Annotated in this window: 16 protein-coding genes and 1 tRNA gene; 3 read left to right on the top strand and 14 right to left on the bottom strand. The window is 37.8% G+C overall.

Annotation, left to right across the window (positions count from 1 at the left end; translation table 11 throughout):
* Window positions 1-24: 24 nt before the first annotated feature.
* From rseP to SH603_RS04980, 10 genes are all read right to left on the bottom strand, one after another.
* Entirely contained in the window at window positions 25-1,299 is a 1,275-nt protein-coding gene (rseP, locus tag SH603_RS05025; protein WP_321534158.1) for an RIP metalloprotease RseP, read from the bottom strand.
* A 22-nt stretch (window positions 1,300-1,321) separates the two neighbouring features.
* The gene (locus SH603_RS05020; protein WP_003665791.1) at window positions 1,322-2,107 is read right to left on the bottom strand and encodes a phosphatidate cytidylyltransferase; all 786 of its coding nucleotides are present in this window, start codon (window positions 2,105-2,107) and stop codon (window positions 1,322-1,324) included.
* A 19-nt stretch (window positions 2,108-2,126) separates the two neighbouring features.
* On the bottom strand, window positions 2,127-2,906 hold the full coding sequence (locus SH603_RS05015; RefSeq protein ID WP_113897585.1) for an isoprenyl transferase: 780 nt from the start codon (window positions 2,904-2,906) through the stop codon (window positions 2,127-2,129).
* Between the two features lie 350 nt (window positions 2,907-3,256).
* Window positions 3,257-3,820: a ribosome recycling factor gene (gene frr / locus SH603_RS05010; RefSeq protein WP_035157866.1), complete on the bottom strand. Its 564-nt coding sequence runs from the start codon at window positions 3,818-3,820 to the stop codon at window positions 3,257-3,259.
* 4 nt (window positions 3,821-3,824) lie between these two features.
* Entirely contained in the window at window positions 3,825-4,547 is a 723-nt protein-coding gene (gene pyrH / locus SH603_RS05005) for a UMP kinase (protein ID WP_003666862.1), read from the bottom strand.
* Between the two features lie 81 nt (window positions 4,548-4,628).
* Entirely contained in the window at window positions 4,629-5,504 is an 876-nt protein-coding gene (gene tsf / locus SH603_RS05000; RefSeq protein ID WP_169472734.1) for a translation elongation factor Ts, read from the bottom strand.
* Between the two features lie 97 nt (window positions 5,505-5,601).
* A complete protein-coding gene (rpsB, locus tag SH603_RS04995; protein ID WP_003666860.1) occupies window positions 5,602-6,390 on the bottom strand; it encodes a 30S ribosomal protein S2 in 789 nt (262 codons plus the stop codon).
* A gap of 162 nt (window positions 6,391-6,552) precedes the next feature.
* Window positions 6,553-7,545 (bottom strand): D-2-hydroxyacid dehydrogenase, encoded by a 993-nt coding sequence (locus SH603_RS04990; protein WP_169472735.1) that lies wholly within the window; start codon window positions 7,543-7,545, stop codon window positions 6,553-6,555.
* Window position 7,546: 1 nt separating this feature from the next.
* A complete protein-coding gene (locus tag SH603_RS04985; RefSeq protein WP_169471060.1) occupies window positions 7,547-7,837 on the bottom strand; it encodes a GIY-YIG nuclease family protein in 291 nt (96 codons plus the stop codon).
* Window positions 7,827-8,582, bottom strand: a complete 756-nt coding sequence (locus SH603_RS04980) for a tRNA1(Val) (adenine(37)-N6)-methyltransferase (RefSeq protein ID WP_169471061.1) — start codon at window positions 8,580-8,582, stop codon at window positions 7,827-7,829. Before SH603_RS04980 ends, SH603_RS04985 begins: the two co-directional genes overlap by 11 nt.
* A 94-nt stretch (window positions 8,583-8,676) precedes the next feature.
* Here SH603_RS04980 and SH603_RS04975 point away from each other — a divergent pair, with 94 nt between their 5' ends.
* Window positions 8,677-9,315, top strand: a complete 639-nt coding sequence (locus SH603_RS04975) for a lysophospholipid acyltransferase family protein (protein ID WP_169472736.1) — start codon at window positions 8,677-8,679, stop codon at window positions 9,313-9,315.
* 43 nt (window positions 9,316-9,358) lie between these two features.
* On the opposite strand, the gene SH603_RS04970 is transcribed toward SH603_RS04975, so the two are convergent.
* Window positions 9,359-9,586 carry a YneF family protein gene (locus SH603_RS04970; RefSeq protein WP_003666855.1) on the bottom strand — a complete coding sequence of 76 codons (228 nt, stop codon included), beginning with the start codon at window positions 9,584-9,586 and terminating at the stop codon, window positions 9,359-9,361.
* Window positions 9,587-9,659: 73 nt separating this feature from the next.
* Window positions 9,660-9,911: a DUF896 domain-containing protein gene (locus SH603_RS04965; protein WP_169472737.1), complete on the bottom strand. Its 252-nt coding sequence runs from the start codon at window positions 9,909-9,911 to the stop codon at window positions 9,660-9,662.
* 128 nt (window positions 9,912-10,039) lie between these two features.
* Here SH603_RS04965 and lexA point away from each other — a divergent pair, with 128 nt between their 5' ends.
* Window positions 10,040-10,666 (top strand): transcriptional repressor LexA, encoded by a 627-nt coding sequence (lexA, locus tag SH603_RS04960; protein WP_003666853.1) that lies wholly within the window; start codon window positions 10,040-10,042, stop codon window positions 10,664-10,666.
* Between the two features lie 41 nt (window positions 10,667-10,707).
* Here lexA and SH603_RS04955 read toward each other — a convergent pair whose 3' ends face one another.
* Window positions 10,708-11,865: a hydroxymethylglutaryl-CoA synthase gene (locus tag SH603_RS04955; protein WP_321534157.1), complete on the bottom strand. Its 1,158-nt coding sequence runs from the start codon at window positions 11,863-11,865 to the stop codon at window positions 10,708-10,710.
* A 25-nt stretch (window positions 11,866-11,890) separates the two neighbouring features.
* Window positions 11,891-12,559: a ribonuclease H family protein gene (locus SH603_RS04950; protein WP_169472740.1), complete on the bottom strand. Its 669-nt coding sequence runs from the start codon at window positions 12,557-12,559 to the stop codon at window positions 11,891-11,893.
* 152 nt (window positions 12,560-12,711) lie between these two features.
* Here SH603_RS04950 and SH603_RS04945 point away from each other — a divergent pair.
* Window positions 12,712-12,799 (top strand) — tRNA-Ser (locus SH603_RS04945).
* Window positions 12,800-12,940 lie beyond the last annotated feature (141 nt).

The raw sequence follows: 12,940 nt of genomic DNA, 5'->3' as shown, positions 1-12,940 counted from the left end.
AAATATACTCCTTTGTTTTTTTAATTACCGAATAAAATATCTTTGAATATCGTTCCACGTTACTAGAACCATAAGTGTTAGTAAGATTAGGAAACCAATCATTGTGATAATTCCCTCAGCTTTTTCAGGAATTGGTCGTCGAATGATTGCTTCAACAACATTCAATAACAATTTCCCGCCATCCAATGCTGGAATTGGTAATAAGTTAACAATTCCTAAGTTGATTGATAAGAGGGCTAAGAAATTTAAAACTCCATTGATTCCCAATGAGGTGGCTTGTGATGTCCCAGCATAAATTGCCACCGGTCCACCAAGATCATTTAAGGTAAACCCATGAGTAACCATGTGGCCAAGAACACTAAAGATTAATGTTCCTGCTTGGATAAATTGTTGCCAACCAAACTTCAGACGCGCAGCTAAACTCTTTTCTTGCTTTTCAACAATTCCAATTTGGCCAACTTTTTGATGACCTCGCTCAACCGCTTTTGGTGTTAGCTTAGTATGATAAGTTTTATTACCACGCTCATACGTTACTGACACTGTCTTATTAGGCTTATTTGAAATATTAATTGAAAGGTCAGTCCAATTATTTATTTTTTGGTTGTTAACCTTAACAATCCGATCGTTTGCTTTTAAGCCCGCTTTGGCAGCTACGGAACCTGCATTCACTTGCCCTAACTGATTGCTATTAGTTGGTACGCCCGTTAAGGTGAAGCCAAGAATGATAAATACCACTAAGGACAAAATGAAATTATTCATCGGACCAGCAAAATTGGTCATCATCCGTGCAGGCAGGCTTGCTGAACAAAATTGCACATCACGTGGAGCAATCTGTACCTCGGTTCCGTCTCGCTCAATAATCATTGCATCATGGTCAACACTATATACCTTTAGCTGATCTTCGTCCCCATTGACATATCCTTTTATCCATAAGCCATCTTCTAAATCACAAGCAACTAGTTGAAGGGGAATCCCCTGAAATAAGGTTGTTTTATCACTAGCATTAATGCTAATAACTTTATCTTGATCATTTAGTTGAATTGTTAGAGGGGTACCTGGCTTTAACTCATCTTGGTCCTCATCATCAGCCCCAGCTAAACGAACATAACCACCGAGGGGCAAAATTCGAATAGTATAGGTAGTACCATTTTTTCGTCTCCACCAAATTTTTGGACCCATTCCTATTGAAAATTCACGAACCAGAATTCCTGCTCGTTTAGCAAAATAATAATGACCATATTCATGAACAAGGACAAGGATTCCAAAAACAATAATAAATGTAATAATTGTTATTATCAAAAAATCTCTTCCTTACGTTTGATTAAATGATCCCTAATAAATGAAGCATTGGCATAACAATTAGCATACTATCAAACCGATCTAAAATTCCACCATGGCCTGGAAGAATTTTTCCTGAATCCTTCACACCGTAGTAGCGTTTTAATGATGATTCGATTAAGTCGCCAAATTGACCGAAGATTGAAAGAATCAAAGTAACGAATATCATTGTTACCCAACCTGCGCCAACAGGGATAAAGTAGCAATAAATAGCCAAAATAATAACAGCAGCTAATGTACCACCAATTGAACCTTCCCAAGTTTTATTAGGACTAATTTTAGGAGCAAGTTTATTTTTACCGAGTTTTCGACCAATCAAATATGCTCCACTATCTGTAATCCAAACGATCAGCATTCCATATAATAGCGTTTGAAAATTGATTGCCCGGGCAGCAATAAAGTAGCGAAATCCCATTCCAATATAGAGCATTGCTAATGTTAAAACCCCAGCATCATCGAAAGTAAAGCGTTGTTTTCGAATAACCGTATGTAATAGAAGTAAAACAACTAAAATATAGAATCCGAACCATCGAGTTGCAACGCTGGGTAAGAAGTCAAGCCAGCTATCCGGCAATATTAATAAAGCAACCCCCAGATAACTGATCAAAGCTTCAAACGAAATTACAAACATTTTTTTCATTACCAATACTTCTGACATTGCAACCATTCCTAAGGCAACTGCTGCAATTGTTAATGGCCAATGACCATATATAATAAGCGGTATAAAGATTGCAAGTGCAATTACCGCGGTCGTTATTCGTGTTTTCAAAACAAAATCCCCTTATTATTTATTGATTTTTTAGCCCACCGAACCGCCGATGACGTCCTTGATAGGCAATTATTGCTGATCGCAATGAATCTTCATCAAAGTCTGGCCAATGTTCTGGAACAAACTCCAATTCACTATAAGCAATTTGCCACAGCATAAAGTTACTAATCCGCTCTTCGCCACTTGTCCTGATTAGCAGATCAGGGTCCGCAAATTGACCTAACTGTGCTGACATCAAGTACTTACCAAAGGAAGCTTCATCAACATCTGCAATTGCCAAGTTCCCATTTTGAACGTCTTCTGCAATCTTTTTAGCAGCTTGAGTGATCTCATCTCGACTCCCATAGTTCAAAGCAAAGTTGAGAATCATTCCTGTACAGTGGGCTGTATCAGCCATTGCATCTTTAACAGCTTTTTGCGTAGCTTCAGGTAGTTGCGTAATATCTCCCATCACTGTCACCTTAACATTATGTTTGACAAGATCTGGAACAAATGTTGAGAAGAAGCGGACAGGCAACTGCATTAAATAACTTACCTCTGAAGAAGGACGTTTCCAGTTTTCGGTTGAAAAAGCATATAATGATAAGACTTTTACCCCTAATTCACTGGCAGCAATTGTAATCTTTTTTACTGTTTGCATTCCTTGCTTATGACCAGCAACTCGTAGAAGGTGCCGTTTCTGCGCCCACCTGCCATTACCGTCCATAATAATTGCAATATGGTTAGGAATACGTTCCATATCAAGTTGCTGATTTATTTCATCATGTTTACTTTTGGAAAACACTAATTGTTCCTCCATTTTTATCATGTACTTAAGATTAATTACAGACATTTATTAAAAATTCACGTCTGCCAATTAATTATAGCTTTTATTATACCAGAGGCAAATTTCAATTTGTCAATCCACAGGAAATTGTTACATAGTTTTATCATAACAATTCAATGTTAGCCAAAATAAAAGAGAGCGAGACAGAAGGCACTCGTGACTTCGTTTTTCAACGCGAAGCTAGCCTCTGGGAGCCCCCGCAAGCAACAATAGGCCTTCAGCGTTCGACTTTGCCGGACGCTGAAGGCCATTGTTGTACTGCGCTGTTCGTATTTTATGGAAGTGACCTAACTTATGTCACAGCTCCTTTTTATTTCTGAAAACTAGCCTTCCATTAATTCCTTTTCTTTTGCATTTGCAATATCTTCAAGGTTCTTAATTCCAGCATCTGTTTCGTTTTGAACTTTCTTTTCAAGATCATGGAATTCATCATCATTAAAGTCGCCGTTCTTGTTACCCTTCTTTAAGTCATCCATCGCTTCACGACGAACGTTTCGAACTGCAACTTTTGCCTTTTCTAATTCAGCCTTAACGTCCTTTACCAATTCTTTCCGCCGATCTTCGGTTAATTGTGGGATGATTAAGCGAATTGAACTTCCATCGTTTTGAGGAGTTAATCCTAAGTTAGATGCATAGATTGCTTTTTCAATTTCTTCAAGCACGCTCTCATCATAAGGAGTAATTAATAATTGCCGTGCTTCTGGAATTGTGATTGACGCAACTTGATTTAATGGAGTTGGTGCTCCGTAGTACTCAACTTTAACAGAATTTAATAAACTTGCGTTGGCTTGACCCGCACGAATATCAGCAAGTGTTCGTTGAAGTGCATCACCTGATTTTGCCATTTTTTGTTTGGCATCATTTAAAATTTCTTTTCCTGTAGCCATATTCTCAGTCTCCTTCAATTGTTGTACCAACTTCTTGACCAGTTACTACTTTCATAATATTGCCTGATGTGTTCAAGTTGAAGACTACCAATGGGATATGATTGTCCATCGATAGTGAACTAGCAGTAGTATCCATTACATGTAAATTCTTTTCAATGATATCCATATGGGTTAAATGATCAAACTTAGTAGCATCCTTAACTTTATTTGGATCAGCTGAGTAAACACCGTCAACCCCATTTTTACCCATTAAAATGGCATCAGCGTTGATTTCTGCTGCCCGTAATGCGGCAGTAGTATCAGTTGAAAAGTAAGGACTTCCTGTTCCACCAGCAAAAATAACGATTCGATCTTTCTCTAAATGACGAATAGCTTTCCGCCGAATATATGGTTCAGCAATTTGGCGCATTTCAATTGAAGTTTGTACCCGTGTAGGAACACCAATTGATTCAAGCGCATCTTGAAGTGACAAGGCATTCATAATGGTTGCCAACATTCCAATGTAGTCAGCTTGCGCACGTTCCATCCCCAATTCAGCACCAGTAACACCACGCCACATGTTACCGCCACCAACAACAATAGCAATTTGAACGCCCAAATCATGAACTTCTTTTAATTCCTTAGCTACATCCTTTAAAACGGGAGGGTTAATCCCAAAACCCTTGTCACCAGCTAATGCTTCTCCACTGAGCTTTAAAATTACTCGCTTGTATTTAATATCTGCCATATGATATCCTCCTTGAATTGGTAAGTTAATTTTTAAAAAAGGACGCACTACATTGAGTACGTCCTCCTTTTGACCGAACGCTTAGTTCATTTGGTCCTTAACTTCTTGAGCAAAGTCATCTTGCTTTTTTTCGATTCCTTCACCGACTTCGTAACGAATGAAGGACTTCAACTTACCATTCTTGCTTGAAACGTATTGTTCAACAGTTTGGTCAGAATCCTTAACAAAGTCTTGATCTGCTAAACAAATTTGTGAAAGGAACTTGTTTAAACGACCTTCAACAATCTTGTCAACGATCTTTTCAGGCTTTCCTTCGTTTAAAGTTTCTTCCTTGAAGATAGCACGTTCATGGTCAAGACGTTCTTGAGAAACATCATCACGAGTCATGAATTCAGGATTGATAGCTGCAACGTGCATTGCAACGTCTTTAGCAGTGGCATCATCAGCACCTTCTAAGACAACTAATGCAGCAATTTGACCACCTTGGTGTAAGTATGCACCAAAGCTATCGCCGTCATCCTTTTCTACAACAGTAAACCGACGAAGGCTAACCTTTTCACCAGTCTTTTGTGTAGTACTGATAATATCATCATTCAATGTACCATTTTCAGTCTTGATTTCTAATGCTTCTTCAACATTAGCAGGCTTGTTTTCACTAATTAACTTAGTAACCTTCTTCAATAAGTCCTTAAATGGTTCACTAGCAGCAACGAAATCAGTTTCTGAATTCAATTCAACGATTGCAGCTGTATTATCATTAACAGCAATATCAGCTAATCCTTCAGCTGCAACACGGTCACTCTTCTTGGCTGCCTTAGCAATACCCTTTTCACGAAGGTAGTCCATTGCTTTATCCATGTCACCATCACTAGCAACTAATGCCTTCTTAGCATCCATGATACCGGCACCGGACTTTTTACGTAATTGCATAACTTGAGCAGCTTTAATTTCAGCCATGACGAAATCTCTCCTTTTATAATCTTTTTTGAAAAAAGGGCTGTTTAGTACTTAGGCCAGAATGGTCCGTACAAAACAGCCCAAGAATTTAATATTTTTAGTCTTCTTTACCTTCAACGCTGTTCTTCAAGTTCTTTAATGAATCTTCGCTAACAGTTTCGTTAGCAGCGTTATCATCAGCAGTTTCTTGTTGAGCATCGTCTTGACCTTGCTTACCTTCAACAAAAGCATCAGCCATCTTTGAAGTGATTAAGCGAACGGCACGGATAGCATCATCGTTTGATGGGATAACGTAATCAATGTCGTCTGGGTCAGTGTTAGTATCAACCATAGCTACGATTGGAATATGTAACTTTTGAGCTTCCTTAACAGCGATTTGTTCCTTGTGAGGATCAACAATGAACATAACATCTGGAATCCGTGGCATATCTTCAATACCACCAAGGAAACGTTCAAGCTTTTCACGTTGCTTAGTTAAGACAGCAACTTCCTTCTTAGGAAGAACATCAAATGTACCGTCTTCGCTCATCTTCTTAAGTTCCTTCAAACGAGCGATCCGTGATTGGATAGTCTTCCAGTTGGTCAAAGTACCACCTAACCAACGGTGGTTAACGTAGTATTGACCTGCACGAGTAGCTTCTTCTTCAATAGCATCTTGAGCTTGCTTCTTTGTACCAACAAATAAAGCAACACCATCGTTAGCAGCAACATCCTTCATGTAGTTGTAAGCAGTATCAATTAACTTAACAGTCTTTTGTAAGTCAATGATGTAAATACCGTTACGTTCAGTAAAGATGTATTCTTCCATCTTTGGGTTCCAACGACGAGTTTGGTGACCGAAGTGGACACCGGCTTCAAGCAATTGCTTCATAGATACAACAGACATAAATATACCTCCAAATTGTTTTTCCTCCCCAGTCTTCTTCTGGCAATGGGACTATTTAAGCACCCTCACCACCATCATTCTGGGTGTGAAATTGGCGTGTAACACCGAAATATAGTATACAAAAAACCTTGCAAACTGACAAGGTTTTTCACTTAACTTATTTTAAAATTTAACTAGTTTATCTGAGGTCCCAGTTTTAATCAAATCTAGATTGGCAGACAAACTCATCTTAACCATATTTTTGATTGCTTGATCAGTATAGAAAGCAATATGTGGCGTGATTAAAACATTTGGCCGATCAACTAAATCCTTAAATTCATCATAATCGACTTCTTGGAAATCAACTTGCTGGTTAAAAATCTTGGTTTCACCAGTCATTACGTCTAGAGCAGCTCCTCCGACTTTACCGCTATCCAATGCTTCAATCAATGCCTTTTCATCGACTAATGGTCCACGTGCAGTGTTAACCAGTAAGACCCCGTCCTGCATCATTGCAAATGTTTTTTCATTAAGCATTTTATCTGTTGCTGGAACATGAGGTAAATAAAGCGAAATAATTGTTGCCCGTTTATATAATTCATCAAGGCTAACGTATTCAACAATTCCTTCTAGTTCCTTATTTTGGTGACGGCTATATGCAATCACTTTTGCACCAAAACCAGCAAAGATTTTAGCTACTGTGGATCCAATGTTTCCTGTTCCAACTATCCCAACAACCTGCTTATTCATTTCCTTAGCAATATGCGGTGCCCTGTTATAATCTCCTTTCGCTAACTTCAAATAAAATTCTTTTGTTCGACGTAAAAGATTAAGTGCTTGAGTAACTGAAAATTCAGCAATCGCAGCTGGAGAATAAACCGGTACATTGGTAATTTGGAAACCAAGTTCTTGTACTAATTCATGGTTAAAATTATCAACCCCAACATTTCGCAATGACATCTTTGTAATACCATTAAGTGCTAATTGACGTAAAGCCTCATCCGAATAAGGCTTTTGCTGGAATACTACTACTCCATCGCTTCCTTTAGACAAGTTGACTGTGCTTTCATCTAAAAGTTTCGTCGTTGAGTCTACAGTTACTTCAGGATGTTCCTCTTGCCATTCCGTAATGTAAGGAACTTCATCCTGATAAACACCATACATATAAATCTTCATCTTAATTCCTCCGTAGTTTCAATAAATCGACACCATGGTCTAGTAAAAATTTTTCTTTTTGGCGGCGGGTTTGATGTTTAAAATAATATTCCGCACTCAGGGCATCATGCTTTGATTCAAATTCCTCTGAATAAATAAGCTTTAGCGGATGGCGCTTTTTCACACGAGTATATTTTGCCCCTTGATAAGTCTGATGAGTATGAAAGCGTCGTTTAACATTGTTGGTAAAGCCGCAATAAAGGCTATTATCCGCGCAATACAATACATAAATATAGTATTTCTCACTTGCCATATAATAACTCCTGAACCGCTGGAGTATACTCGTTATCTGCTCCATGAACAATCAATGGTGGTACTACTTTTACTCCTCCAGGCCGGCCATCCTTAATCACTTCAAGCAACAAAATATTCGCATCACGATCAGGTTTAGGATGAATAAATTGAATTCTTTTAGGTGCTAATCTATTTTTCTGACACACTTGTAAAATCTCACCTAAACGATCTGGACGATGCACAAGATACCCATGACCATTCATTTTTAATAAGCCACTCATTTTTTGAATAACCGTCACTAAATCGGTTGCTATTTCGTGACGAGCAATCGCTAAAGCTTTATTTGGATTCTTCTGGCTTTGGGCTGTAACTGGGAAATAAGGAGGATTACAAAGGACAATATCAATCGAATCCTTAGAAATATAATCATTAACGTTAGCAATATCATCATTAATGACGGTATACCGATCTTGTAAATCATTTAGCATAATTGTCCGTTCAGCCATATCCGCAATCTGTGGTTGTAATTCAACTTCAGTAAATGTTCCGCCAAGCTTATCGTGGAGAAAAATGCCGATTGCCCCATTTCCAGCACATAAATCAACAATTTTTAATTTCTGTCGATGATTGGGACGCACGAAATTTGCTAATAAGACAGCATCTAATGAAAAAGCAAAATAATGGGGATTTTGGATTATCCGTACATCCTGACTATATAGCTGATCAATTCTTTCATTCTTTTTTAGAATATTTCTGTTTTCCATTATGTCCTCCATTATTTTTGTACTTGCAAGATCCACTTTTTTTCGTCATACTGAGGAACGAAAACTTAATTTTGTTATAGATTGGAAGATTGACATGTTGTACACTTTCCTCGTTAAAATCGTTAATCCATTTTTAAATTTGATTAACGGACGACCTAAAATATACAATCGGGAAAACATCCCTGAAGGCAATTATATTATTATTGCACCTCATCGTACTTGGATGGATCCTGTCTTACTAGCACTTGCCGTATGGCCTAAAAAATTTAGCTTCATGGCTAAAAAAGAACTTTTTAAGAATCCAATTGCTAGCAAATTCTTAAAAGCACTAAATGCCTATCCAGTTGATCGGAAAAATCCAGGTCCGTCTGCTATTAAAAAGCCGGTTACAATTTTAAATAAGACTGACTTATCGACCATTATTTTCCCTACCGGATCACGCTACTCATCTAAATTAAAAGGCGGGGCCACCGTGATCGCTAAAATGGCAAATGTCCCCTTAGTTCCTGCTGTTTACCAGGGACCTCTAAAATTTGGCCAGCTATTTACTCGTAAGCCGCGCCAAATTGCATTTGGGAAGCCTATTTATATTGACCGAAAGCAACGGCTCACTCCCGAAGTACAGGCTGACTTAGAAAAACAAATGCAAGACGCCTTTGACCAATTAGATAGACAAATTGATCCCAATTATAGATATATTGTTCCTCCAAAGCCGAAGAATGACGAATTTTAATTTCCAATATAAAAGGATGTGATAATTATCACATCCTTTTATATTATTTACGATTCGACTTTTTAGCTTGTGCTTTCATCGCTTGCATCATTTGATGTAATTTACGACTTGATGGCTTTTGCCCCATTTGAAGCATCATCGTCCGCAGCATCTCTTCCGAAATCGGTGGATTATTGCGGAGGTAGTTTTCCATGTATTTACGTGCACCAAAGAAGCCGATAACCAAACCGACTAATAATGCAAGAATCATTAGCATGATCGTCATACCCAAAATTACTTCCTCCTTTGCTCGTTACTTATCCATCTTACACGAAAGAGCAATTTTTGAAAAGAGCAAATCGCTGTTAATCGTCACGAAGTCCTTTTTTACGTTGGATTTCACGAACCTTTTCAGGAGTAACTTCTTTCCCTTCTTTATCAAAGATCCGCATCATTTCAATATTACTACGCATTGATTCTCTAAAGTTCTTTAGGTACTCCTTACGTAAACGATCTCGTTCTTTTGTTTCTTCTTCAGTTAAGCCTTCTTCTTTATTCTTATGAGCAAGTTCATTAATTCGCTTCAATAAAGCATCTTGTTCTTTAGATTCAGCCATTATAATCATCTCCTTAGCAAAGTCGATTTTACTTATTTTATAAAATTAATGCAAATCACGAACGTACGTTTGAAATATGCATCTATCTATGATAAGCTTAACACAATTAATGATAATGAGGTGTCAATATGGCAAAGGTAGCAAAAAATAAACAAATGGCCGTCCTAAATTATATTCACAAACAAGTTGAAGATCATGGCTATCCGCCGACTGTTCGTGAAATTTGTAGTGCTGTTGGCCTGTCTTCAACTTCAACAGTCCACGGACACATCTCACGCTTAATCGAACAAGGATTCTTACAAAAAGACCCTTCTAAGCCTCGAGCACTTGAGATTACACCCAAGGGACTTGATATTTTAGGCGTTAAACCGATTCAAAAAGAAATTCCAATGCTTGGCGTTGTTACGGCTGGACAACCAATTTTAGCAGTCGAAAATGCTACTGAATTTTTCCCGATACCTCCTTCTATTCAAGATAATAATGATTTGTTTATGCTTACCATTCGTGGAACTAGTATGATTAAAGCAGGGATTTTTAATGGTGACCAAGTAATCGTGCGTAAACAATCCACTGCTAAAAATGGTGATATCGTTATTGCAATGAACGATGATAATGAAGCTACTTGTAAACGATTCTATAAAGAAAAAACACGTTTTCGTTTACAGCCAGAAAATGATACGATGGAGCCAATCTTCTTAGACAATGTTAAAATCCTTGGTAAAGTAGTGGGACTATTTCGTGATCATATTTTCTAAATAAAAAAGGAGTCCATGTGGAGGGCTCCTTTTTTATTAGGTTATTTAGCTTCATAAATCCGTTGATGATCCCTTTGTCCTTTAAGAACGAAAGGCAATGGATCATTAGTAACATCAAGCTTGATATCCCGATCACTCATTCCTAATTGACTACTAAATAGTTTTTCGTATTCTGCTACCGAAACCTGATGACGATGTTTTAGTTCTTCTTGAATGTTATTCATATAATGCTCGTAGCCATCTTCTAGGATTCCTGTGTAGAACTCTCCTTCTGCACCAGAACCATAGCTAAATAACCCAATTCGGCTTCCAGCTCTTAAGTCACTATTTTGTAACAATGACATTAATGATAAATATAGGGAGCCAGTGTAAAGGTTACCAACTTGACGCGAAAATAGTTGACTTGCGGTTAATTGTGTTCGTAATCGTTGAGCTACTTCGTCATTACGATCTTTGAGCAGCCCTTCTAATCCTTTCTTTCCCATTTTAGTAAACGGCATATGGAATGTAAGGGCAGCAAAATCTGCTAAATTTCGCCCAGTTAATTGCTGGTAACGGGTAAAAGTTTGAAGGAAGAATTCAATATAAACATTAGTAGAGTATTTTCCATCTACTAAAGCTTCTGTTGCATATAACGGCCGCCAAAAGTCCATTATATCCTTACTATAAGCAACAGTTGTATCTTCAAGGGTTAGGATGTGAGGGTTACGCGAAATCAACATTGCAACTGCTCCAGCTCCTTGAGTCACCTCTCCTGGAGTATTTAATCCATAACGAGCAATATCAGCAGCGATCACTAATACAGTTTCTTGGGGATTAAGCGCCACTACTCCCTTTGCAAATTGGATAGCAGCTGTTGCAGAATAACACGCCTCTTTCATTTCTACCGTTCGGGTAAAGTCGCTAAGCCCTAATAAGTGTTTAATGTAGATTGCACTTGCTTTTGAATTGTCAATCCCTGACTCAGTTGCCACAATTACTGTCGAAATATTTTTTTCTAATTCCGGAGTAAGCAATTTTTTCGCTGCCGTAGCTCCTAAAGTCACAATATCTTGCGTAGGTGGCACAACTGCCTGTAGATCCTGTCCAATTCCAATGGTAAATTTATTAGGATCTACGCCGCGTTCTTTTGCTAATTCAACAAGGTCTAAATAGTCATTTGTTGTTGCAAAAGCCATTTTGTCAATACCAATTCTCATTTCTTATCATCCTCTTGTCAAATAATTATAACTGATCCATCGTCTTATTTAGTAATTCATCGACCTTATTATTTCCAGCATTCGTTGCATGCCCCTTAGTCCAATCAAAATGTAAATTAGGGAACTGAGGTAAAAGGGTAACTATTTCTTCCCATAGCTCTTGATTTGCTACCGGCTTGCCACCAGCGGTTAACCATCCCCGCCGCTGCCAATTAGTTAACCAACCTTTCATAATTGGGTCCAGTACATAATGTGAATCCAAAATCGCTGTAATTGGTTGATCTTGGAGGCCAAGTTCTAATAGTTTAGTTAGTGCTTGGATTAAAGCTGTAATCTCCATTTTATTATTAGTAGCACCAAATTCGCCAGCAGTTCCTGTATAAGCTTGATCTTTAGTTTGAATAAAATAAGCCCAGGCCGCTTTATCATCTGCCTTAACATGCTGTCCCAATTTATTGCCATGATTACGGGAGCCTCCATCAGTATAAACAAGAATGTTATCAGAATAATCAACTGCTTTAGTCGATGGCACGATATTTCCCGTAGCCTGAAGCCACTCATTAGCACCTTTAAGCGTTAAAAAGCTTTTGAATTTAGCATTCGGATATCCATTAACTTCCTTCTGACATTCAGCCCAAGTTTTATATATTCCTGGATGACGACCTTTTTTGACTGCATAATATTTTTTTACCATAAAAATCCCCTAATTAAATTTCAAATTACATCATATATTAGAATATCATATCAGCAAGAAATCATTTCTGCAAAATTATTAAATAGCTATTTCCTTGATTGATATTCTCTTTACGCTTTACAATTTTTTTGTTACAATAGTAAAGTTGAAATGGAGACATACTCAAGTGGCTGAAGAGGACGGTTTCGAAAACCGTTAGGCGTGTAAAAGCGTGCAGGGGTTCAAATCCCCTTGTCTCCTTTATCTAAAGTTTTGCTGATATTCAATAGTTGTTAAAACGTTGATATATCAGCTTTTTTATTACACAAAAAAGGACACCTATTAAGTGCCCCAATCTGTGGCACTATGTCCCGTCAAGTATACAGATCAAATAGATAAAAA

Origin of the sequence: Limosilactobacillus reuteri, from assembly GCF_034259105.1 — a bacterium.
GTDB classification, from domain to species: domain Bacteria; phylum Bacillota; class Bacilli; order Lactobacillales; family Lactobacillaceae; genus Limosilactobacillus; species Limosilactobacillus reuteri_G.
Note: the sequence above shows the minus strand (reverse complement) of the source record. Positions and strands in the feature narration are given on the sequence as shown.

Bases quoted from the DNA above. Each gene is read 5' to 3' on its own strand.
- SH603_RS05015 (WP_113897585.1), bottom strand. From the start codon at position 2,906: ATGGAGGAACAATTAGTGTTTTCCAAAAGTAAACATGATGAAATAAAT.
- frr (WP_035157866.1), bottom strand. From the start codon at position 3,820: ATGGCTACAGGAAAAGAAATTTTAAATGATGCCAAACAAAAAATGGCA.
- pyrH (WP_003666862.1), bottom strand. From the start codon at position 4,547: ATGGCAGATATTAAATACAAGCGAGTAATTTTAAAGCTCAGTGGAGAA.
- tsf (WP_169472734.1), bottom strand. From the start codon at position 5,504: ATGGCTGAAATTAAAGCTGCTCAAGTTATGCAATTACGTAAAAAGTCC.
- rpsB (WP_003666860.1), bottom strand. From the start codon at position 6,390: ATGTCTGTTGTATCTATGAAGCAATTGCTTGAAGCCGGTGTCCACTTC.
- SH603_RS04990 (WP_169472735.1), bottom strand. From the start codon at position 7,545: ATGAAGATTTATATGTATGGTGTTTATCAGGATGAAGTTCCTTACATT.
- SH603_RS04985 (WP_169471060.1), bottom strand. From the start codon at position 7,837: ATGGCAAGTGAGAAATACTATATTTATGTATTGTATTGCGCGGATAAT.
- SH603_RS04980 (WP_169471061.1), bottom strand. From the start codon at position 8,582: ATGGAAAACAGAAATATTCTAAAAAAGAATGAAAGAATTGATCAGCTA.
- SH603_RS04975 (WP_169472736.1), top strand. From the start codon at position 8,677: ATGTTGTACACTTTCCTCGTTAAAATCGTTAATCCATTTTTAAATTTG.
- SH603_RS04965 (WP_169472737.1), bottom strand. From the start codon at position 9,911: ATGGCTGAATCTAAAGAACAAGATGCTTTATTGAAGCGAATTAATGAA.
- lexA (WP_003666853.1), top strand. From the start codon at position 10,040: ATGGCAAAGGTAGCAAAAAATAAACAAATGGCCGTCCTAAATTATATT.
- SH603_RS04955 (WP_321534157.1), bottom strand. From the start codon at position 11,865: ATGAGAATTGGTATTGACAAAATGGCTTTTGCAACAACAAATGACTAT.
- SH603_RS04950 (WP_169472740.1), bottom strand. From the start codon at position 12,559: ATGGTAAAAAAATATTATGCAGTCAAAAAAGGTCGTCATCCAGGAATA.